This is a genomic window from Verrucosispora sp. WMMC514, from assembly GCF_027497295.1.
GTDB lineage: Bacteria > Actinomycetota > Actinomycetes > Mycobacteriales > Micromonosporaceae > Micromonospora > Micromonospora palythoicola.
The window spans coordinates 4,100,311-4,121,820 of the sequence record NZ_CP114906.1 but is presented as its reverse complement, the minus strand read 5'-3'; the positions used below and the strand labels follow the sequence as shown (position 1 = coordinate 4,121,820).

21 protein-coding genes and 1 pseudogene are annotated in these 21,510 nt (G+C 71.7%); 10 read left to right on the top strand and 12 right to left on the bottom strand.

Annotation, left to right across the window (positions count from 1 at the left end; all coding sequences use genetic code 11):
* Positions 1-2: 2 nt before the first annotated feature.
* Both O7597_RS19240 and pcaF read right to left on the bottom strand, forming a co-directional pair.
* Positions 3-821: an SAM-dependent methyltransferase gene (locus O7597_RS19240; protein ID WP_269739352.1), complete on the bottom strand. Its 819-nt coding sequence runs from the start codon at positions 819-821 to the stop codon at positions 3-5.
* A 116-nt stretch (positions 822-937) separates the two neighbouring features.
* Positions 938-2,140, bottom strand: a complete 1,203-nt coding sequence (gene pcaF / locus O7597_RS19235) for a 3-oxoadipyl-CoA thiolase (protein WP_281580320.1) — start codon at positions 2,138-2,140, stop codon at positions 938-940.
* 107 nt (positions 2,141-2,247) lie between these two features.
* On the opposite strand from pcaF, the gene O7597_RS19230 reads away from it, so the two are divergent.
* From O7597_RS19230 to O7597_RS19220, 3 genes are read left to right on the top strand one after another with little or no spacing between them, the layout of a single operon-like run.
* Positions 2,248-3,213 (top strand): glutathione S-transferase C-terminal domain-containing protein, encoded by a 966-nt coding sequence (locus tag O7597_RS19230; protein WP_281580319.1) that lies wholly within the window; start codon positions 2,248-2,250, stop codon positions 3,211-3,213.
* Positions 3,206-3,925 carry a DUF998 domain-containing protein gene (locus tag O7597_RS19225; protein WP_281580318.1) on the top strand — a complete coding sequence of 240 codons (720 nt, stop codon included), beginning with the start codon at positions 3,206-3,208 and terminating at the stop codon, positions 3,923-3,925. The genes O7597_RS19230 and O7597_RS19225 overlap by 8 nt, the downstream gene beginning before the upstream one ends.
* A 28-nt stretch (positions 3,926-3,953) precedes the next feature.
* Positions 3,954-5,021: an NADH:flavin oxidoreductase/NADH oxidase gene (locus tag O7597_RS19220; RefSeq protein WP_281580317.1), complete on the top strand. Its 1,068-nt coding sequence runs from the start codon at positions 3,954-3,956 to the stop codon at positions 5,019-5,021.
* 66 nt (positions 5,022-5,087) lie between these two features.
* Here the strand turns inward: O7597_RS19220 and O7597_RS19215 are convergent, their stop codons facing one another.
* Complete coding sequence (locus tag O7597_RS19215; RefSeq protein ID WP_269739357.1) at positions 5,088-8,846, bottom strand: ABC transporter ATP-binding protein; 3,759 nt, start codon at positions 8,844-8,846, stop codon at positions 5,088-5,090.
* A gap of 118 nt (positions 8,847-8,964) precedes the next feature.
* Entirely contained in the window at positions 8,965-9,804 is an 840-nt protein-coding gene (locus O7597_RS19210) for a DUF4081 domain-containing GNAT family N-acetyltransferase (protein ID WP_281580316.1), read from the bottom strand.
* Positions 9,805-10,036: 232 nt separating this feature from the next.
* On the opposite strand from O7597_RS19210, the gene O7597_RS19205 reads away from it, so the two are divergent.
* Entirely contained in the window at positions 10,037-10,615 is a 579-nt protein-coding gene (locus O7597_RS19205; RefSeq protein WP_281580315.1) for a PadR family transcriptional regulator, read from the top strand.
* Between the two features lie 61 nt (positions 10,616-10,676).
* Here the strand turns inward: O7597_RS19205 and ispG are convergent, their stop codons facing one another.
* From ispG to O7597_RS19180, 5 genes are all read right to left on the bottom strand, one after another.
* Positions 10,677-11,849: a flavodoxin-dependent (E)-4-hydroxy-3-methylbut-2-enyl-diphosphate synthase gene (ispG, locus tag O7597_RS19200; RefSeq protein WP_281566475.1), complete on the bottom strand. Its 1,173-nt coding sequence runs from the start codon at positions 11,847-11,849 to the stop codon at positions 10,677-10,679.
* Between the two features lie 9 nt (positions 11,850-11,858).
* Positions 11,859-13,109 (bottom strand): site-2 protease family protein, encoded by a 1,251-nt coding sequence (locus tag O7597_RS19195; protein WP_281580314.1) that lies wholly within the window; start codon positions 13,107-13,109, stop codon positions 11,859-11,861.
* Positions 13,109-14,320 carry a 1-deoxy-D-xylulose-5-phosphate reductoisomerase gene (gene dxr / locus O7597_RS19190; RefSeq protein WP_269739362.1) on the bottom strand — a complete coding sequence of 404 codons (1,212 nt, stop codon included), beginning with the start codon at positions 14,318-14,320 and terminating at the stop codon, positions 13,109-13,111. The genes O7597_RS19195 and dxr overlap by 1 nt, the downstream gene beginning before the upstream one ends.
* 91 nt (positions 14,321-14,411) lie before the next feature.
* The gene (locus tag O7597_RS19185; RefSeq protein ID WP_269739363.1) at positions 14,412-14,555 is read right to left on the bottom strand and encodes a hypothetical protein; all 144 of its coding nucleotides are present in this window, start codon (positions 14,553-14,555) and stop codon (positions 14,412-14,414) included.
* 134 nt (positions 14,556-14,689) lie between these two features.
* On the bottom strand, positions 14,690-17,152 hold the full coding sequence (locus O7597_RS19180) for a tetratricopeptide repeat protein (protein WP_281580313.1): 2,463 nt from the start codon (positions 17,150-17,152) through the stop codon (positions 14,690-14,692).
* A gap of 225 nt (positions 17,153-17,377) precedes the next feature.
* On the opposite strand from O7597_RS19180, the gene O7597_RS19175 reads away from it, so the two are divergent.
* Positions 17,378-18,142, top strand: coding sequence for a hypothetical protein (locus O7597_RS19175; RefSeq protein WP_269739365.1), 765 nt, complete (start codon positions 17,378-17,380; stop codon positions 18,140-18,142).
* 230 nt (positions 18,143-18,372) lie between these two features.
* Here O7597_RS19175 and O7597_RS19170 read toward each other — a convergent pair whose 3' ends face one another.
* Positions 18,373-18,519 carry a hypothetical protein gene (locus O7597_RS19170; protein ID WP_269739366.1) on the bottom strand — a complete coding sequence of 49 codons (147 nt, stop codon included), beginning with the start codon at positions 18,517-18,519 and terminating at the stop codon, positions 18,373-18,375.
* Positions 18,520-18,540: 21 nt separating this feature from the next.
* Here O7597_RS19170 and O7597_RS19165 point away from each other — a divergent pair.
* A pseudogene (locus O7597_RS19165) lies at positions 18,541-18,777 on the top strand (IS5/IS1182 family transposase); the annotation flags it as partial.
* Positions 18,778-19,107: 330 nt separating this feature from the next.
* On the opposite strand, the gene O7597_RS19160 reads toward O7597_RS19165, so the two are convergent.
* Both O7597_RS19160 and O7597_RS19155 read right to left on the bottom strand, forming a co-directional pair.
* Complete coding sequence (locus O7597_RS19160; RefSeq protein WP_269742617.1) at positions 19,108-19,287, bottom strand: DUF397 domain-containing protein; 180 nt, start codon at positions 19,285-19,287, stop codon at positions 19,108-19,110.
* 4 nt (positions 19,288-19,291) lie between these two features.
* Positions 19,292-20,173 carry a helix-turn-helix transcriptional regulator gene (locus O7597_RS19155; protein WP_269739367.1) on the bottom strand — a complete coding sequence of 294 codons (882 nt, stop codon included), beginning with the start codon at positions 20,171-20,173 and terminating at the stop codon, positions 19,292-19,294.
* A 203-nt stretch (positions 20,174-20,376) separates the two neighbouring features.
* On the opposite strand from O7597_RS19155, the gene O7597_RS19150 reads away from it, so the two are divergent.
* The 4 genes from O7597_RS19150 (at position 20,377) to O7597_RS19135 (ending at position 21,470) form a co-directional block, all read left to right on the top strand.
* Entirely contained in the window at positions 20,377-20,631 is a 255-nt protein-coding gene (locus O7597_RS19150) for a hypothetical protein (protein WP_281580312.1), read from the top strand.
* Positions 20,628-20,873: a DivIVA domain-containing protein gene (locus O7597_RS19145; protein ID WP_281580311.1), complete on the top strand. Its 246-nt coding sequence runs from the start codon at positions 20,628-20,630 to the stop codon at positions 20,871-20,873. The genes O7597_RS19150 and O7597_RS19145 overlap by 4 nt, the downstream gene beginning before the upstream one ends.
* Complete coding sequence (locus O7597_RS19140; protein ID WP_281580310.1) at positions 20,870-21,121, top strand: hypothetical protein; 252 nt, start codon at positions 20,870-20,872, stop codon at positions 21,119-21,121. The genes O7597_RS19145 and O7597_RS19140 overlap by 4 nt, the downstream gene beginning before the upstream one ends.
* Positions 21,122-21,200: 79 nt before the next feature.
* Positions 21,201-21,470, top strand: a complete 270-nt coding sequence (locus O7597_RS19135) for a prevent-host-death protein (RefSeq protein WP_281580309.1) — start codon at positions 21,201-21,203, stop codon at positions 21,468-21,470.
* The last annotated feature ends 40 nt before the right edge of the window (positions 21,471-21,510 follow it).

Sequence of the window (21,510 nt, the reverse complement as noted above, 5' to 3'; positions counted from 1 at the left end):
GATCAGCCGGCGGGCCGGTCGTTCCGGGCGACACCACCGAAGGCACCGAAGCGCTGCCCGTCGGCGGTGACCTCGGACGGCGAGTCGGGTCGCCACAGCTCCATGTGCACCACCCCGGGCTCCACAATGGTCCAGTCGCCGAAGAATCCGGTGATCTCGGCCCGCGAGCGGAGGGTGATCTCGGTGGCGGTACGCGCCGACAGCCGTTGCGCGTCGAGCATCTCCTGCGGCTGGTCCTCGAAGGTGGAGTGGGAGATCACCAGGTGGCTGCCGGGGGCCGCCGCCGCGCGCAGGGTGGCCAGGATGTCACCGGGTCGGTCGGTGTCCGGGACGAAGTGCACCACCCCGGCGAGCAGGATGCCCAGCGGCCGGTCGAAGTCGAGCAGGTCGAGTTTGCGCGCCTCGGCCAGGATCCGTTCCGGGTCCCGCAGGTCGCCGTGGATGACGCCGGTCGACTCGTTGCCGGCGAGCAGCTCCCGACTGTGCGCCACCGCGACCGGGTCGATGTCGACGTAGACCACCCGGGCCTTCGGGTTCACGGCCTGGGCCACCTCGTGCACGTTGCCGACGGTGGGGATGCCGGAGCCGATGTCCAGGAACTGGTCGATCCCGGCCTCAAGCAGGGTATGCACGGCCCGGCGGAGGAACTCCCGCCCCGCCCGCATCGTCGCCGGCAGGTTCGGCGTCATGGCCGCGATCTGGTCGGCCAGTTGCCGGTCGATGTCGAAGTTGTGGGCGCCGCCGAGGAAGTAGTCGTACACCCGCGCCGCGCTGGGCCGGGAGAGGTCGATCTCGGCGGGAAGTCCGTCCGGCTGTTGCACTGGTTGCACCTCACGTCGTCGCCGTGGATCGTGATGCTGACCACTCTAAGCCGGTCCGTCGCGCGGGGGGAGATCCACAACGCTCTTTTCCTGATCCACCGTTCGGTGCCGACGGGTCAGGCGGCCTCCAGCAGCAGCGCGATGCCCTGCCCCACCCCGATGCACATGGTGGCCAACGCCCGCCGCCCGCCGCGCCGACGCAGTTCCAGCGCGGCGGTCAGCGCCAGCCGGGCACCACTCGCGCCGAGCGGGTGCCCCAGGGCGATGGCGCCGCCGTTGGGGTTGACGTGCTCCGCGTCCTCCGGCAGGCCGAGTTCGCGCAGCACCGCGACGGACTGGGCGGCGAATGCCTCGTTCAGCTCGATCACGTCGATGTCGGCGAGCGCCAACCCCTGCCGGTCCAGCAGCCGCCGGGTCGCCGGAACCGGCCCGATGCCCATGACCCGGGGCGGCACACCGGCCGCCGCCGTGCCGGTGACCCGGGCCAGCGGCGTGAGACCGTACGCGGCGACGGCCGCCTCCGAGGCGACCAGCAGGGCCACCGCGCCGTCGTTGACGCCCGAGGAGTTGCCGGCGGTCACCGTGCCGCCGTCGCGGAACGGGGTGGGCAGCGCCGCCAGTTTCTCCAGCGAGGTCTGTCGGGGGTGCTCGTCGACCTCGACCAGCCGGGTCTCCCGCCGGCCCGCCGGCACGGTCACCGGCACGATCTCCTCGGCCAGCCGGCCGTCGGCCTGGGCCTTCGCGGCCCGCAACTGCGAGCGGTACGCGAACTCGTCCTGTGCCGCCCGGTCCACGCCGTACTCGGCGGCCACGTTCTCCGCCGTCTCCGGCATCGAGTCGATGCCCCAGCCCCGCTCCATCAAGGGGTTCACCAGCCGCCAACCGATGGTGGTGTCGTACACCTCGGCGGCGCGGGAGAACGCGGTGGTCGCCTTCGGCATCACGAACGGCGCCCGGCTCATGCTCTCCACCCCGCCCGCGACGACCAGATCCGCCTCACCGGCGACGATCGACCGGGCGGCGGTGGCCAGCGCGTCCAGCCCGGAGCCGCAGAGCCGGTTGACCGTGCTGCCGGGCACCTGTTCGGGCAGCCCGCCGAGCAGCGCCGCCATCCGGGCCACGTTGCGGTTGTCCTCACCGGCCTGGTTCGCGCAGCCCAGCACCACGTCGTCGGTACGCGCCCAGTCCACCGACGGGTGCCGCGCGACCAGCTCACGGATCACGTGGGCGGCCAGATCGTCGGGGCGTACGCCGGCCAGCGCGCCCGCGTACCGGCCGATCGGGGTGCGGACACCGGCCACCAGGTATGCCACGGTCATCGCGAGTCCTTCGGGGGTGGTGGGAAGGGCGGAACGGTGCGTCCGCCGGGTCGCGGGGACTCACCGACGGCCAGGATATCCCCGGTGGCTGCCGATAGGTTGTGGGCATGGCACGGGCCCAGTTCAGCGCGGAAACCAGCGGCGGCGGCGCGTTCGTCCGCCAACCCAACCGGTTCACCGGGCGGGTGACCCCGCACTCGACCGCACCGCCAGGCGGCGGGCCGGACGAGCAGGACCGCTGGCCGCTGGAGCCCGGCCGCTACCGGCTGATCTGGTGCCGGGCCTGCCCGTGGGCGCACCGGGCGCTCATCGTGCGTAACCTGCTCGGGCTGACCGACGCCATCTCGCTGGGCACCGTCGACCCGATCCGCGACGACCGGGGCTGGCGGTTCGCCCTCGACCCGGACGGCTTCGACCCGGTGCTGGGCATCGATTTCCTCTCCGAGGCGTACCTGGCCACCGATCCGGACTACACCGGCCGGGTCACCGTGCCGGCGCTGGTGGACACCCGGACCGGCCGGGTGGTCACCAACGACTACCCGCAGCTGACCCTGGACCTGTCCACCGAGTGGCGGCGGCTGCACGCTCCCGGCGCGCCGGACCTCTACCCGGTCCAGCTGCGCCCGGAGATGGACACACTGATGGCCGAGATCCACCGGGACGTCAACAACGGCGTCTACCGGTGTGGCTTCGCCACCAGCCAGCAGGCGTACGACGAGGCCTTCGAGGCGCTGTTCACCCGGCTGGACGCGCTGTCGGAGCGGTTGGCCGGCCGGCGCTACCTGATGGGGGACTCGATCACCGAGGCGGACGTGCGCCTGTTCACCACGCTGGTCCGCTTCGACGTGGCGTACCACGGGCACTTCAAGTGCAACCGGCAGAAACTCACCGAGCTGCCGGTGCTGTGGGCGTACGCGCGGGACCTGTTCCAGACGCCCGGTTTCGGGGAGACCGTCGACTTCGACCACATCAAGCGGCACTACTACGCCACCCATCACGAGATCAACCCGACCGGGATCGTCCCGCTCGGGCCGGACCTGCACGGCTGGACGACGCCGCACGGGCGTGGCTGAGCCGCCGGCCACGGTCCGACGGTCGGTGCGGCGCGGCGCCGCGCTGGTCGCCGCGCTCTGCGCCCTGGCTGGCGCGGCTGCGGTGACACTCGCCGTGGTCGCCGGCCCAGGACCGGGCCTGACCGGGTACGTGAGTGAGGCCGGTGTCGTCGACAGCGACTATGCCTGGACGTACCGGATCGGAGTGTTCGCCCTGGCCGGGGCGCTGCTGCTGCTCGCCGTCGCGCTACGGGTCGGTGCGCCGCACGGCGACACGGCACTTCGGGCCGCCGTGACGCTACTCGTGGCGGCGAGCCTGTGCACGGTCCTGTCCGGAGCGGTGACGTGCAGCGCCGGCTGCCCACTCCCGCCGTTCGAACGGGCCACCGTGGCGGATCTGGTGCACGGCGGGGCCAGCATCGCCGCGACGGCGGCGGTGGTCTTCGCGATGCTGGCGGTCGCCTTCTCGCCGGTGGCGCGACGCCGGCTGCGGCGCACGGGCCTCGTCGCGGCAGCGGTGTCGCTGCCACTCGCGGGCGCGGTCGGTTTGGCGATGCTGCTGGTCGGCCGGAGTCCGCTGGTCGGGGTGCTGGAGCGGCTGCTGCTGACGGTTGCCGTCGGCTGGGCACTGGCCACCGCCGGAGCGTTGGCGGTACGCGACCCCACGGTGGTGGCGGCGCAGGGTCAGCGGACACCGACCGTGCGCGAGCCCACAGCTCGCCGTCGGCGCTGAGGTCGCGCCCACGGGAGAGGATGGCGCGATGAGTTCGTTGTTCACGCCGCTGACGCTGCGGACGGTCACCCTGCCCAACCGGATCGCGCTGGCACCGATGTGCCAGTACAGCGCCGGCCCCGACGGCCTGCCCACCGACTGGCACCTGGTCCATCTGGGCACCCGGGCGATCGGTGGCGCGGGCCTGGTGATGACCGAGGCGACCGCCGTGCTGCCGGAGGGCCGGATCAGTCCGCAGGACACCGGGTTGTGGTCCGGCCGCCACGTCGACGCCTGGCGGCCGGTGACCAGGTTTGTGGCCGCGCACGGCGCGGTGCCCGTGGTGCAGCTCGCGCATGCCGGCTTCAAGGCGTCGACGTACCGGCCGTGGGAGCCGCGCCAGGGTGGGGTGCCGGACGCCGAGGGTGGCTGGACGCCGGTCGGGCCCACCGGTGCACCGTTCGTGCCGGAGTACCGGGTGCCGTCGGCCCTGGACGACACCGGGATCGCCGATGTCGTCGCGGCATTCGCCGAGTCCGCCACGCGGGCGGTGGCGGCCGGCTTCGCCGCCGTGGAGATCCACGCCGCACACGGCTACCTGCTGCACGAGTTCCTCTCCCCGCTGACCAACGATCGGGCCGACGGCTGGGGCGGTGACCGGGCCGGGCGGATGCGGCTGACGCTGGAGGTGGCTCGGGCGGTGCGCGCCGCTGTCGGTGAGGACGTGCCGGTACTGGCCCGGATCTCGGCCACCGACTGGGTGCCAGGCGGCTGGACGGTCGAGGACAGCGTGGCCCTCGCCGCCGAACTCGCCGCCGCCGGGGTGGACCTGATCGACTGCTCCTCCGGCGGGGCCTCGCCATCCGCCAAGGTCCCGGTCGGGCGCGGCTACCAGGTGCCGCTGGCCGCTCAGGTCTGCCGCGAGGCGCAGGTGCCGACCGGCGCGGTCGGCCTGATCGTCGAACCGGAGCAGGCCGAGGCGATCATCGCCGACGGCGAGGCCGACCTGGTGCTGCTCGGCCGGGAACTGCTGCGCAATCCGTACTGGCCGTACCAGGCCGCCGCCAAGCTGGGCGCCGCGCCCAACTGGCCGGACCCGTACCTGCGGGCGGCCTGACCGGCGGGTCCGGCTGCCCGGTGACGACCGAGGGCAGCCGGACCCGTGCGGATCTCAGACCCGCTCTCAGCCGGCCAGGTGACCCCAGCGTCGGTCCAGGTCGCGCCACGGGCCCTGGGCGGCCACCGTGCCGGCGATGAGCACCACCACGTGGTCGGCCCGCACCAGCGCGGCCCGCTTCGAGGTGGAGCCGACCACGGTCACGCCCCGGTCCCGCAGCGCCTGCCAGAGCGCCAGCTCGGTGGTGACGTCGAGCGCGGAGGAGACGTCGTCGGCCACCAGCAGTTCGGTACGCGGCGCCAGCGCCCGGGCCAGCGCCAGCCGTTGCAGCTGGCCACCGGACAATCGGGTGCCCTTGTGCCCGATGAGCAGGCCGAGTCCGCTGCCGGTGGCGGCCAGGTCGTGGTCCAACTGGGCGGTGCTGACCGCGTGCGCGGCGTCCACCTGATGCCCGAGGGTGATGTTGTCCGCGACCGTGCCGGAGAGCACCCGAGGCAGCTGACCGACGTAGCCGACCTGGTTGGGGCGCAGGAACAGCTCCGGCTCGGTCACCGGCTCACCGTTCCAGCTCAGCACCCCGGTGTGCGGCGCGATGCCGGCGAGGGCCCGCAGCAGCGACGACTTGCCCGAGCCGACCGGCCCGACCACCAGGACCAGCTGCCCGCGTGCCACCGTCAGGTCCACGTCGCGTACGGCGGTGGTGCCATCGGTGTGCCGGACGCCGAAGCCGACCAGTTCCAGCCGCCGCAGCGGGGTACGCGGTGGCACCGTGGGGGCTGGGGCGGTGCCGGCGGCCAGGTCCACCCCGGGCACCCGCGCCGAGTACGCCTCGATCCCGGTCATCTCGGCCGTCCGTCGGGTCCACACCCGCGCCGACGGCACCTGGGAGATCAGCGAGGCGGTGGTCCAGGCGAACCAGCGTGCCGCGCCCAACGTGGCGACCGCGACCAGCGCCGCCCCGGCGGAGAGCCCACCGGTCAGGAACAACGCCCACACGCCGATCGGGAACAGCCCGCTGGCCACCGCCGGCGTGGAGCGCGCCCAGACCTGCACGGCGATCTCCCGGCGCTGCCGTTCGCTGCGTACGGTGTCGAGGTCGGCCAGGTGGGTCAGCACCGGTCGAGTGGCCCCGGCCAGCTTCACCGTGCGGGCCGCGGACAGCGTGGAGACCAGGGCGGTGGCGAAGGCCGCCCGCGCGGCGACGGTGTCCCGCGCCGCCCGCTCCAGTCTCGGGCCGAACGCCGTGGCGGCCAGCCCGGAGAGCACCATCGTGCCGAGGAAGAACAGTCCGGGCACCACGCTGCCGGTGATCAGGGTCATGGCGACCAGCAGGATCAGGCCGACGGTCTGGTCGAGCACGTTGTCGGCGAGTTGGACGACCCGCTCGGTGTCGCCGCCCTGGGCCACCACCTCGGCGGGGGTGTGCCGGCTGACCCGGCGCGGGCCGGTCTGGCCGTACACCAGGCGGGCGCTGATCCGCAGCATCTGCCGTACCCACCAGGCGGGGAACCACAGGTGGGTCCAGTAGTGCGCCGGGATGGCGAGGATCAGCCCGGCCGCGATACCGACGGCGGGCAGCCAGGGGTCGCCGGTGCCGTCGACCACGTCGGCCCAGAGCCAGGCGAGCACCGGCCCGTCCAGGCCGAGGATCGCCAGCACGGCGAAGATGCCCACCGCCGCCGCGCCGTACCGGGGGTCGTTGAGGCAGAGCCGGGCGATCTCCCGCAGGGTCCGTCCCCGGGAGGCCGGCCGCCGGTCGGCTTCGGTCGCCGCGTCCGTGGCACCGGCGCCGGCTTCCCGCCCGCCGACCTGTCGCCCCTCCGCCGGGTCGACCGGCTCCGGCCCGACGACCGGCGCGGGATCGCCCACCGGCAGACCTGCCTCGACGCCGTGCCGGGCGGGCAGCTCAGCATCGTCCGGCGGTGGCGAGCCGGTGCCGTCGCCGGTCTCGCCACCGACGGGCAGCAGCACGTCGGCGCCACGCCCGGCGGCCGTGCGGGCCCCCGCGGGCACGCCGATCGCGGTCGCCGGGCTGAACGTGCCGGCTGGTGTGGTGGCGGCCGGGTTGGCACCGACGAGCGCCGGCTCCGCCCAGATCCGGTCCGTCGCCGGCTCCGGCAGCAGCTCGGTCGCCGCGTCGACACCGTGCCCGCCCTGGTGGCCGGCCGCCAGCAGCTCGGCGAAGCGTCGCGACTCGGCCAGCGGGGCGGCCTCGACCACGGCGCCGTCGGCCAGCACCACCACCTCGTCGCAGCGGCTCACCGACGACAACCGGTGGGCGATGACGATGCCGATCCGGTCGCGCAGCAGGCGCTCGGTGGCCTGCTGCACCCGGGTCTCGGTGACCGGGTCGAGCCGGGCGGTGGCCTCGTCGAGGATCACCACGTGCGGGTCGCGGACCAGGATCCGGGCGAAGGCGACCAGCTGCTCCTGACCGGCCGAGAGCACGTGGCCGCCGTCGCCGAGGCGGGTGTCCAGGCCGGCCGGCAGCTCGGCGATCCAGTTGGCCAGCCCCAGCTCGTCGAGGGCCCGGGCGGCGGCGTCGAGCAGCTCGGGGTCGAACAGCGCCACGTTCTCGGCGAGCGTGCCGGCGAGGATCTCGGTCCGTTGCGGCACCACGGCGACCCACTGGCGCAGCTGCTCCACGTCGAGATCGAGCACGTCGCGCCCGGCGAGCAGGACCGTCCCCGCCGGCACGTCGACCGCCCGGGTGAGCAGCTTGGCCAGCGTGGACTTACCCGACCCGGTCCGGCCGACCAGGGCGTACGAGCGGCCCCGGACGAAGGTCAGGTCGACGTCGCGCAGTGCGGGGCCACGGTCGGCGTCCGGCCCGGTGCTCGGATAGCGGTAGGTCAGGTCGCGGATGACCAGGTCACCGTCGCTGGGTGCGGCACCGCCGCTGGGTTCCTGCGGGGCGGCCGAGAGCAGTTGCACCCGTCCCCACGCGCCGAGGGCGTACTGCACCTCCGGCACCATCCGGCTGACGTGTTCGACGGTCATGCCGAGGGAGAGTGCGAGCAGCCAGATCGCGGTGATCCGGGCGGCATCGACCCGGCCGGTGGTCAACGCCCACACCCCGCCGAGCACGACCAGCGCCACCCCGACCCGCGTCACCCCGGCCGCGACGGTGTTGACCTGCGCCGACATCTGCCACACCCGCAGTCCACGGCGCAACACCTCGGCCGCCCGGCGGGCGTACAGGCGCAGCACGTACGGCCGGGCCAGGCTGGTGCGTACGTCGTCCTGGCCGTGGATCGACTCCTCCATCACCGCCGCGAGGTCCGACCAGGCCGCTTCCTCGTGCATCCGGGCCGGGGCGATCCGGGCGGCGGGACGCCGCAGGGTGAACGCGAGCACGACGCAGAGCAGCAGCATGCCGAGCCCGGCCGGCCACCAGACGGTGAGCGCGACGAGCGTGGAGAGCAGGCCGACGGCCAGCGCCTGGGCCAGCCGTACGCCGGGGCCGCGCACGCCCGAGGCGACGTCGTACACGTCGCCGTCGATGCGGTCGAGCATCTCACCGACCGGGGTCGTCTCCAGCGCGGGCACGGGCTGCCCCAGCGCCACCCGGCACAGGCGACGGCGCAGGTCGGCGGACCAGTCGGCGGTGACGCCGGCCATCACCAGGCTCACCACCAGGTCGCTGACGACCGCCGCGACAAGCGCCACCGACAGCAGCACGAAGAACCCGACGGAGCGGTGCAGCAGCACCGGCCCGGCGAGCGCGGCGGTGGCCGCCTGGCCGATGCCGCCGAGCAGGATCAGGACGACCACCAGGGTCATCCGGCGCGTGGAGGTGACCCACAGATCACGGAGCAGGCGCATGCGTCGGTTCCTCCGGTCTGGTGGCGGAGTTTCCAGCCTGCTTCGCCCGGCCGCCTGACTCAACGCATTTTCGCCGGTGGCGGGGCGTGACGAAGGTCTCCGCCGACTTGGGGCCGGCTCAGAACAGCACGGTCGCCAGGGTGCCGACCGGGCGGAAGCCGCAGCGCTCGTAGACCCGCCGGGCGGGCAGGTTGAAGTCGTTGACGTAGAGGCTGACCGTCGGGGCGACCCGGGTCAGCGCGTCCGCGACCACCGCGGCCATCGCGGCGGTGGCGATGCCGCGTCCCCGCCACTCGGGTGCCACCCACACCCCCTGGACCTGCGCGGTGCGCCGGGTGACGACCGCCAGTTCGGCCTTGAACACCACCCGGCCGTCGACGAAGCGGGCGTACGCCCGACCCGAGCGGATCATCTCGGTGACCCGGCGCCGGTACCCGCGCCCGCCGTCGTCGACCAACGGTGAGATGCCGACCTCTTCGGTGTACATCGCCACGGCGGCCGGGAAGAGGCGGTCGAGTTCGCCGCTGTGCACCCGGCGTACCTGCGGGTCGACGGGGACCGGGGGCAGCGCGTCGGTGACCAGCAACGGCTGGTTCGGGCGTACGTCGCGGGCGGGTCCCCAGGTGTCGGAGAGTCGCTCCCACAGTTGCAGCACGGCGTCGGCGCGCCCGACGATCGAGGAGCAGAGCCGTTCCTCGCCGGCCAGCAGGTCGGCGAAGGCGGCGATGGCCTGTGGGCCGGCCAGCACCGGGGTGAGGTTGCCGCCGAGCCAACAAACGGATTCGAGGTGGCGGCGGGAGCCGTACCCCAGGACCCGGCCCTCGGCCCGCCACCAGGCCAGCCCGCGCGCGGCGACCCGCTCCGCGACCTGCGCGCTAGCGAACGGGTCGAGATCGAGCAACCGCTCGACCGCACGCCGTTCCGATTCCCCGATTTGCCGCACCGGCGCCGTCAGCACGGTTACCAGCCTGCCAGATTCGTTCACCTTCTGTTGGCGGACGGCAACCACCACCCTCCCCACCCCTCCCCACCCTCCCACCCGCGTTGATCAAGAAGTTTCGCCGTCCTCGGGCCCCATCCCGACCCAAACTTCTCGGTCGGCAAGGCGAGGTGGGTGGCGGTGAGTTGTCGGCGTTGTGTTGGCGATATATCGTTGATGCATCAGTGATAGTTCTTCGAAGGAGAACAGCATGAAGTTCCATCGACGTGGACATGGGCTGCACGAGGGGCGGATGCGGGGGTTCGGTTTTCCGCCCTTCCCGCCGGGGCCGCCGTTTCCGCCGGGCGGGCACGGGCATGGCCGAGGCGGCCGGGGACGGGGCCGGGGACGCCGGCCCAACGTCCGCCACGCGGTGCTGGCCCTGCTCACCGAGCGGCCGATGCACGGCTACGAAATGATCCAGGAGATCGACTCCCGCACCGGCGGTAGCTGGCGACCCAGCCCCGGTTCGATCTACCCGACGCTCCAGTTGCTGGAGGACGAGGGCGTCATCGCCGCCACCGAGGAGTCCGGCGGTGGCCGCAAGCGGTTCACCCTCACCGAGCAGGGCCGCGCCGAGGCCGACGAGGCGGCCCAGACGCCGCCCTGGGCAGAGGTCGCCGAGGACACCATCAACAGCTGGCACGACATTCGTCACGCCGGCATGCAGGCGATGCAGGCGCTGCGTCAGGTGATGATGACGGGCACCGACGACCAGCGGGAACGCGCCGCCCAGGTGCTCGACGAAACCCGCCGCAAGCTGTACGCGATCCTCGCCGAATCCGAGTGACCCCGGTACGCGTCGAGGGCGGCCATCCGATGGATGGCCGCCCTCGTACTGGTCGCGTTCGTCAGTGCACGGTGACGGTGGCGCCGGGAATCAGGTCGCGCAGTTCCTCGGGCAGCTCGGCGCCCATCTCGTCGGCCAGCCGCAGCGCCTCCTCGATGAGGGTCTCCACAATCTGCCCCTCGGGCACGGTCTTGATGACCTGGCCCTTGACGAAGATCTGCCCCTTGCCGTTGCCCGAGGCCACGCCCAGATCGGCCTCGCGGGCCTCACCGGGACCGTTCACCACGCAGCCCATCACGGCGACCCGCAGCGGCACCGGCAGCCCTTCCAGGCCGGCGGTGACCTCCTCGGCAAGCTTGTAGACGTCCACCTGGGCCCGCCCACAGGACGGGCAGGAGACGATTTCCAGGCCGCGCTCGCGCAGGCCGAGCGACTCCAGGATCTGGTTGCCGACCTTGATCTCCTCGACCGGCGGCGCGGACAGCGACACTCGGATGGTGTCGCCGATCCCCTCGGCCAGCAGCGCCCCGAAGGCGACCGCGGACTTGATGGTGCCCTGGAACGCCGGCCCGGCCTCGGTCACGCCCAGGTGCAGCGGGTAGTCGCACTGCTCGGCGAGCTGCCGGTACGCCCGGATCATCACCACCGGGTCGTTGTGCTTCACCGAGATCTTGATGTCCCGGAAGCCGTGCTCCTCGAACAGCGAGCACTCCCACAGCGCCGACTCGACGAGCGCCTCCGCCGTGGCCCGGCCGTACTTGGCCAGTAGCCGCTTGTCCAACGAGCCGGCGTTGACCCCGATCCGGATCGGCGTACCGGCGGCGGAGGCCGCTGCCGCGATCTCCTTGACCTTGTCGTCGAACTGGCGGATGTTGCCCGGGTTGACCCGGACCGCCGCGCACCCGGCGTCGATCGCGGCGAAGACGTACTTCGGCTGGAAGTGGATGTCCGCGATCACGGGGATCTGCGACTTCTTCGCAATCGCCGGCAGCGCCTCCACGTCGTCCTGGCTGGGCACCGCGACCCGGACGATCTGGCACCCGGACGCCGTCAGCTCCGCGATCTGCTGGAGGGTGGCGTTCACGTCAGCGGTCAACGTGGTGGTCATCGACTGGACGGACACCGGTGCCCCGCCACCGACCGGCACGGACCCGACCATGATCTGGCGGCTGGCCCGGCGGGGCGCGAGCGGCGGCGGCGGTACGGGCGGCATACCGAGACTGACAGCGGTCACTTCAGGCACTCACTTTGGGAAGAGGGTGATCGGGTTGACCACGTCCGCGGTGATGGTGAGCAGGGTGAACACCCCACCGATCAGGATCACCACGTACGTGAAGGGCATCAGCTTGAAGTAGTCCACCCGGCCCGGGTCGGGCTTGCGCAGCCGCGCGTACACCCAGGAACGAGCTCGTTCGAACCAGGCGATGGCGATGTGGCCGCCGTCCAGCGGCAGCAGCGGCAGCAGGTTGAACACCCCGATGAAGAAGTTCAGCGAGATGAACAGCATGACGAAGATTTCCCAGGCGTTGTTGGCGACCGCCTCACCACCGAGGACGCTGGCGCCGACCACGCTGATCGGGGTGTCGATGTCCCGCTCGCCGCCGGTGATGGCGGTCCAGAGCGCGGGGATCTTCTCCGGCAGCCGCTGCAACGCCTGCGCGGTGGCCACCGCCATGTCGCCGATGAAGGTGCTCGTCGCGCCGACCGCCTCCACCGGACCGTAGCTGACCAGGCCGGGGGTGCTGATGATCAGCCCGATGCCGAGCGCGGGAACGTCGGTGACCGGCCCGTCGGGGTTGTCGATCGGGGGGCGCTTGGTGGTGCCGAGCACGGTCTCGACGGTGCCGGGCTGGCCGTCGCGCTGGTAACCGATGGTGGCGGTGGCACCCGGGCTGGCGGTCCGCAGCACGGTGAGCAGGTCGCCGTAGTTGTTGATCGGGGTGCCGTTGAACGAGGTGATCCGGTCGCCGTCCCGGAGCCCGGCGGCGGCGGCCGGGCTGGCCGCGTCGCTCGCGGTGCACTCGCGGTAGGTGGTGTCCGGCAGGACGCAGTCCTGGAGAGCGATCACCGCCGGCTCGGCGCGGATCTGCGCCTCGGTGGTCGGGCGGTCGGGGTTGGGCAGGCCGAAGGTCATCGCGGCCAGCCACGCGGCGAAGATCGCCAACCCGAAGTGGGTCGCCGACCCGGCGGACATCACGATGGTGCGCTTCCACACCGGGTAGCGCCACATGGCGCGCTTCTCGTCACCGGGCTCGACGTCGTCGTCCTGCGGCGTCATTCCGACGATCTTGCAGAAGCCGCCGAGTGGGATGCCCTTGAGGCCGTACTCGGTCTCGCCGCGCTTGAACGAGAAGACGGTGGGGCCGAAGCCGACGAAGTAGCGGGTGACCTTCATGCCGAAGGCCTTGGCGGTGAGCATGTGCCCGGCCTCGTGCAGGCTCACCGAGACGAGGATGCCGAGGGCGAAGAGAACCACCCCGAACGCGAACGACATCAAGCTCCTTCCACCGCAGCAGCGATGATCTCCTGCGCGTGTGCGCGCGCCCAAGACTCGGCTTCGAGTACGTCCTCGACGGTACCCGGTTCGCCGAAATCGGGAGCCTCCTCCAACACGCGCTGCAACGTGTCGACGATGCCGAGGAACGGCAGCCGCCCGGCGACGAACGCCGCCACGCACTCCTCGTTCGCCGCGTTGTAGATTGCCGGCCGGCACCGACCGGCCTCCCCGGCCGCCTTGGCCAGCGCCACCGCCGGGAACGCCTCGTCGTCAAGCGGCGCGAACTCCCAGGTGTGCGCCGTGGTCCAGTCGACGGCGGCGGCGGCCTCCGGCACCCGGTCCGGCCAGCCGAGGCCCAGGGCGATCGGCAGCCGCATGTCCGGCGGGCTGGCCTGCGCCAACGTCGACCCGTCGACGAACTCGACCATCGAGTGGATCACCGACTGGGGGTGCACCATCACGGTGATGTCGGCGTACGGCACGTCGAACAGCTCGTGCGCCTCGATCACCTCAAGCGCCTTGTTGACCATGGTCGCCGAGTTGATCGTGACGACCGGTCCCATGTTCCAGGTCGGGTGGGCGAGCGCCTGCTCCGGCGTGACAGCCGTCAACTCGTCGCGCCGCCTACCGCGGAACGGGCCGCCGCTGGCGGTCACCACCAGCCGGCGTACCTCACCCCGGGTGCCGCCGCGCAGGCACTGCGCCAGCGCCGAATGCTCCGAGTCCACCGGGACGATCTGCTCCGGCCGCGTCACCGCGCCCTTGACCAGCGAGCCGCCGGCCACCAGCGACTCCTTGTTGGCCAGCGCGAGCGTACGCCCGGCGCGCAGCGCCGCCAGGGTCGGCGCCAGCCCGAGCGACCCCACCACCCCGTTGAGTACGACGTCACACGGCCACTGCGCCAGCTCGGTCATCGCCTCCGGCCCGGCCACGATCTTGGGCAGCTTGAACTCCCCGCTGGCCCAGCCCCGCCGGCTCGCCTCGGCGTAGAACGCCAGCTGGAGATCCTGCGCGGCGGACGCCTTGGCCACCCCGACCACGTCGACAGCGAGTTCGAGGGCCTGGGCGGCGAGCAGCCCGATGTTGCCGCCACCGGCACCCAGCGCCACCACCCGGAACCGCTCCGGGTTGCGGCGCACGATGTCGATGGCCTGCGTACCGATCGACCCGGTACAACCCAGCAGCACAAGATCACGGGGGGACGTCACGCCGCCCATTGTTACGCACTGCCGCTGAGCGCAAGGCAGGGCACCTTGTTGCGCCTGAGGTCGCGGAAGGGCGTCTCTGAAGGAAGGAAAGCTACTTCCCTTCCCGGTCCGCCTCCGGCGAGACCGGGCCTTCCGTCGAGTCAGCATCCTGCGGTGCCTCGTCGTCGAGCAGGTCTCCCGGGTCGACCGAGAAGTCGATCGACACCGCCGCCAGCGGTGACCACGAGACAACCACGCGAGACCTCGATCCTCGGTCCGTTGTTCTCCGGCAGCACGTACAGGGCAGCGCTCGCTGTCCACGGCGAGTCGCGGACGGCCAACACCTCAAAAGGCACGTGCCATCTTCTCCCGCTGCACGCAATCAACCTCTCACCGCCTCAACGGGTCAAACCCAGGACTGGCCGGTGGGACGGCGCCGTCCGCGTCAGCCGGGGGCGCTGCCGGCCGCGCGGGCGGTGTTCCGTCGAGCCGTGCCCGGACGGCGGCCGCTTCGGAGACGCCAAGCTCGTCGAGGATCGTGAGCGCCTGCCGCCACGCACGCCCGGCCGCCTCCGGGGAGCCGGCCGCCTGGTGGGTGTCGCCCAGATGGACCAACATCTCCGCCTCGTTGTTCCGCTCACCGATCCGGCGGATGAGGGCCAGCGCGCGCCGGTAGGCGGTGACCGCTTCCCCATACTGCCGGAGCCCATGGTGGGCGAAGCCGATACTGTCCCAGGCCTGGGCCTGCCCGAGCCGGTCTCCGACCGCCCGCATCAGGTCGAGGGCGCGGGCGCAGGAGGCGAGCGCGACCTCGTAGTCGCCGAGCAACGCATGCTGCCAGCCCAGGCCGTTGTACGCGCGGGCCTGCCCGGGACGGTGACCGGCACGCTCGAAGAGTTCCAGCGCCCGCTGGGTGTGCTCCAACGCGGCCCGGTGCTCACCGTTTCGCTCGCAGAGCAGGCTGAGGTGGAACCGTACGTAGCCCTCGTCGACGGGCCGGTCGGCGGTGGCGAAGTTCCTCAGGGCCCGGTTGAAGTGGATGCGGGCCCGGAATCTGCGGTTGTCGATGCTGCTGTAGGCGCGGCCGAGTCCGCGATGGGCGTGGCCCTGGGCCAGCGGGTCGCCGATCCGCCGCGCCGCGGCCAGTGCCACCCGTTGCAGGGCGGCCCACTGCTGGCGGGGCACCTGGCGGTACAGCATCGGCTCGCACGCCCACGTCAGTTGCCAGGCACGGGCGTGAAAGCCGGTGCGCGCGGCGCCGTGGATCGCCGCGACCAAGGTGGTTTCCTCGGCCGCATACCAGTCCAGTGCGGCGGCCTCGTCGCTGAGGGCGACCACGGTCACCCCTTCGTCGGGCGGCGGGATGGCGATGGTGTGACGCTGGGGGTCCAGCATCCGGCTGGCGGCGTAGGCGGTGTGGAGCAGATGGTCGAGGAGCCGACCCTGTGCCATCCGTCGACGCGCTTCGGGATCGGTGGCCCTGGCCAGCTCCATCGCGTAGGCGCGCAGCAGATCGTGCGTACGGTACCGGTCACGATGGGGCGCCGAGACGAGGTGCGCGCGGGCCAGTTCCGCCAGGGCCGGCCGGACCTGCCGCACGGGTACGCCCGCGAGGCTGGCGGCGGCGGCCACCGTGACGTCGGGACCAGGGTGCAGCCCCAGCGTCCGGAACAGGGTCGCGGCGATCGGGCTCAGCCGTCGATAGGACCAGGAGAAGGCGGTACGGACGTCGGCGCCGTCGGTACCGGTGGACAACGTGTCGAGCACCGCGGTGCCGGTCCGTAACTGCGCGGCGAGCGCGGCGAGTGGTTCGTCGGGGCGGTCGGCCGCGCTGGCGGCGGCGATGGCCACGGCCAGGGGTAGCCGGGCGCAGCGGTCGACGATCTCCGCCACGGCCGCCGGTTCCTCGGCTGCCCGGCCGGTGCCGAGTCGGGACGCGAACAGCTCCGCCGCGTCGGTGGGGGTCGGCAACTCCAGCCTGAGCGGCAGCGCGCCCTCGCCCACGACCAGGCCGGTCAACTGGTTGCGGCTGGTCACGAGAGCCATACAGGAGGGGCCGCCGGGCAGCAGCGGGCGGACCTGGCCCGGGTCGCGGGCGTTGTCCAGCACCACCAGCACTCGACGATCGGCCAGCAGGCTGCGGTAGAGCGCGACGCGCGTGGACAGGTCGTCCGGCAGCCGGTGGGGGTCGGCGCCCAGCGCGATGAGGAATCCCCGCAGGGCGTTCTCGGGGGAGACCTGGGTGCCGTTCGGGTCGAAGCCGCCCAGGTCGACGTGGAGCTGTCCGTCGGGGAACCGGCCGCCGGCCCGGTGCGCCCACCAGAGCGCGACCGTGGTCTTGCCGACACCGGCGGTACCGTCGATCACGACCACGGTGGCCGACCCGTCCGGCTTTCCGCAGCTTGCGGCGGCCCTGTCGAGCGTGGCCAGTTCGGCCGCCCGGCCCACCAGGTGTCGGGCGACCGGGGGGAGTTGCCGGGGCACCGGCCACCGGCGGGACGCCGTCGGCGGGCGGGAACCGGTGCCACCGGGCGGGGTACGCCTGCGCTGGAAGGCGTACTCCAGCATCGCGTACCGGGGTCGCCAGGTCTCCTCGACCCCGGTACGCAGGGACAACTGGGACAGCCGGTGGTGCGCCCGCGCGTGGTCGTGGAAGCACTCCACCAGGCGACGCACCACGTCCCAGTCGGGTGGCCGGCGGACCGTGCCGTTGAGGATCGCGCCCACCTGGCTCTTGCCGAGACCGACCCGGGCGCTCACCACCCGCAGGCTCGGTCCCTGCGCCTGCGTCCAGAGCAGACGCAGATCAGCGCAGAAGTGCCGGAGCAGCTCGTCCGGATCGTCGGCGGGCACGGGCGTAAACCTTCCGCTCGCTCGCTGGTGGGGTCGGCCGCTGGCTGTCCGGTGCTGTCCGGCCGGGGCGGTCGGCAGCGTGCATCCGACCGGCGGCATCACGGTACCGTGACGCGGCGCGTCCGCACTGGCCACTCACCGTCACCCGGATAGTCGACTCTGATGGCTCCCCGACGAGAGGGAGTAGGAATGACCCGAGGAAAGAGGAGAGCCCGGAGTCGGCCGGTGCGCGTCCTGCTGGCCGCCCTGCTGTCCATCGTGGTGGTGGTGCCCACCGGCGCTCGACCGGCGTACGCGATCGACTGGACCCAGGTGATCACCGCAGCGATCAGTGCGGTCAGCTCGTGGGCGAGCGCCGGTAACACTCAGGCCGCGATCCAGGAGGCGACCCGGCAGATCCTGACCGCGGTCAACTCGGCCCGCACCGAAATCCTGGCGCAGATCCAGACGATCGCGACGGCGCAGACCCGGGCCTGCGCCAACCATGCCGTGATCGAGTTCTTCGACATCGAGCGGATGACGCCGGACAACATGCAGCGGTTCGCCCAGGACGCCACCGGCTGCGCGGTGGCGATCGAGAGCATGATCTCCGCGCTGACCGACAAGGCGAGCGTGGACCAGCTCGGTTTCGCGATGAACATCGTGACGCCGATCGCCCTGGTGGCACGGGCCCGGACCGGCCTGACCACCGACGGGCTGAAGAACACCCTGCGCTCGGCCAACACCCAGCTGGTGCCGAAGCTCGCACCGCCGTCCTGCACCTTCTGGTCACCCAACTTCGACCCGGAGCTGCCGTTGCCCCGCAACGGTGACATCGTCAGCTACTACCTCTACTGCACGGCGTACAACAACGACCATGGGTATGCGTACACGGAGGTCGTCTGGCCCAACCGGCTCCCGGACAACGCCTTCGATCCGGCGATCGCAGACGCCACCAGAAATACCAGCCGGGCGATCGCCGTCGCGGTGTTGCCCATGCTGGGCGGCTGACCCAGGGGCGGCGGCCCCGGGCAGGGGCAGTCTCGTGCCGGGCACCTGTCACACCTGGCTCGTCGGTGTGGCAGGTGCCCCGTCGCTCGGGCTGTTGCCCGAGCAGATCGCGCAGGGGCCGGCACGGGGCGTGCTTGAGCGCGGCGACCCGCAGCGCGTGGGCGTCGTGCGTTCGCCGCCGACTCCCGCGTCGTGCACGCCTCCACGTCGGCTACCTGCTCCGCACCCTCTCAGTCCAGCAGGTCGACCTCCCAGTTCGCCCGCTGAACCAGCGTGTCGGCCTCGCGTAGCTGCCGGGCGGGGCCATCGGCCTGACGAGGTAGACCCGCCACCGGCAACGCCGGGGTCAGGCCGATGCCGCCGCACGGAACGAGCACCCTTACGGCGTCGTGCTGGTGGCGTACACGTCGAGAGCGAACCGCCGGTACCTGCGCCGACGCGGGATCGCCGCGACGATCCCGTCGAAGGCCGACCAGGATGCCAACCGACGTCGGAAGAGGTCGAAGGGCGGCCGGCCCCTGGCCTTCGAACCCGAGCGGTACAAGCTACGTCATGCAGTGGAGCGCGGCACCAACCGGCTCACACGCAACCGGGCCGTGGCGACCCGGGACGACGTCCAGAATGGGCAGCACTGAGCAGCGTGGCGGCTTGGTGCGATGTGATGGCCAAGGCCCGCGCCGCCGACCCCCGAGTGGGACAATGCGACGCGCGTCGCTCGACGTGCCCGGATGCGGAAGCAGATACTCGCCGGTCAGGCGGCACGCGCAGTCTGCAACGGATGCCAGCGCATAGCCGATTCAGGTTGTGATCGACACCGTTGCGGCCATCCGGCAGCCTCCCCGCGTCGTAGGGACCACAATTTCCACCGAACCGGTTTCCTGATCGTGCTCCGACCGGCTCAGGACTGCGAAGACACGGTCCGGTGCCGACCGGGTTTGGTCGGCACCGGGCGGGTCCCGCCAGGTTCAGGTGCGGGGGGCGAGGCGGCCCGCGCGGGTGGCGGCGACGAACCGGGTCCAGCTCGTCACGCCGAAGCTCAGCTCCGCGCCCTGCCGGTCCTTGCTGTCGCGTACGCCGACCGCGTCGACAAAGCCGGCCACCTCGACGCATTCACCGCTGCCGGACCGGGACGACGTGCGCCACACTCCGTCACGTCTCATGGGTCATCTCCTTCGCGATCGCCGTGATCAACTCACGGGAGTCATCGACATCGAGCGCCCGCTCGCCGAGCGAGCGCCAAACTTCCTCGTAGGTCCGGATCTCGTGCGGTTTGTCAAGGTAGACCGCGCCGCACGGACCGTCCATGTAGATCGTGGTCGGCTCCGGTTCCCGCACGTCGGTGGGGAAATCGAGCATGGTGAAGGTGCCCGTGTCGGTCGAGCGGAACAGCCCGGCGGCCAACGGAAGCACCCGGATCTTGATGTTGTGCTGTCGACCCGCCACCACCAGCGCGTCGAGTTGCCGGGCCATCGCCGCCCGGTCACGCAGCGGCCGACGTAGCACCGCCTCGCTGAGAATCACGTCGTAGTAGGGCGCGCGGGGCACCGCCCGAGCCAGCAGACGTTGTCTGCGCAGTCGAACATCTACCTTGACCTGCTGTTCCGCCTGGGACAGATCCGGATGGTTCGTCGCGATGACCTCAGTCATGTACTCGACCGTCTGCAACAGGCCGGGTACCAGGTCGGCCTCGTACTTTCGGATCTTTGTCGCGGCGGCCTCCAAGCCGACGTACAGCTTGAACCAGTCCTCGATCGCCTCGCCGTAGCTGTGCCACCAGCCGTGCGCCTTGGTCTCCCGGGCCAGCGACCGCATGGTCTGGATGGTTTCGTGGGTCGCGCCGTACACCCGGCACATGGCCTCCACGTCGTTCGGGTGCATGGGGACCTGGCCGGTTTCGTACCGCCAGATTCGCGGCGTCGACCATTCCAGTTCCTTCGCGGCGGCGACCACAGTTACGTGCGCGTTTTCGCGGAGTTCTCTCAAATACCTGCCGAGTTGCCTACGCGGGACGGTGCTTCCCGGGTCGTCCACGTCATCTCCTCTGCTGTTGTCGCGTAAGGCACCTCATCCCTTGATTCGCATTCTCGCGCAAAACATTGCGCCAGGCCAGCAGTGAAATGACCATCGTGGATGACCAGCCAATCCCCCTGGCAGGTCACGGCCGGAGCGGACGCCTCCCACGAACCTCATCCCGGCGTCCGCTCCGGCCCGCGACCATTCCACAGAGGAGGATCATGGATTCGATCGACGACGCCCTCGGCGAGATTCCGCTGCCTCCCTACATCACCGCCGAAGATGTCACATTCGCGCTCCGGGCGATAAACGTGCACGCCGCAGAACAATGGCCCGACGGCCCGCGCTGCCGCAACGACCGGGCACCCCACCCCTGCCGCCTGCACCGCTGGGGCCGCCGCATCCTCGCCATGCGCGGCCTCACCGACCAGGAGATCCAGACGATGCTCGCCGAGCAGGAAGCCGCCCGTCCATGATCTACCTGTCCGGGCAGCGCCCACTGCCCCAGCACCTCCGCACCGCCACCTTCGACACCCGCTGGCGCGGCCTCGACCCGGACCAGGTGTACGCCTACCTCAACCGGCTCGCCGACGAACTGGAACGCCTGCACCGCGAGCTGACCACCGCCAACACCGAAGCCGAACGCATCCGCCAGGCACTGCGCCAGTGGCAGTCCCGCCAGGCCACCCACCGCCACCACAGTCGCGGGTCGCGATGAGCCCGCCCCGCTGGGTGATCCACCTACCCACCACGCTGACCAGCCTCGACGAGGCGACCGCGCTCGCCGTGGCCCTCCGTGACTCCCTGGGCCACCTGACGGTCATCGACTTCGGCGAAACCACCCTCAGCGAAGAAGACCACCAAAGCCGGCGTACCCGAGTCTGGTGCGACACCCCACTCGACGGCCCTTACCGCTGCCGCCGCCCCGACGATCACCCGGGCACCTGCGCTCTCGACCGATCTTGACGCCCACTGCCGGACCAAGTCCATGATCTTGTGACCTACTTCTGCCCGTACGATTCGTACGAGTTGCACAATCGGACTTGTGAGTGAGCCCGCAGCCGAACTCTCGATCTCAGACGCCCGCGACAGCCTCGCGGATATCGTCTCCCGCGCTCACTACGCCGGGAGAATCACCTACGTGACCCATCGGGGGCAACGCCTGGCCGCCATCGTGCCGGCCGAGGTCGTCGAGGCCATCGAGCGCGCCGAAGACGCCAGCAATGTCGCCGCCGCCCGCGAGGCTTTGACTCGCATTGACGCGGGCGACACCCCGATACCGCTGATCGACCTACGCGACGAGCTCGGCTTGTGACCAGCCCGAATCCACCCGCCTACACCGTCCAGGTCGACAG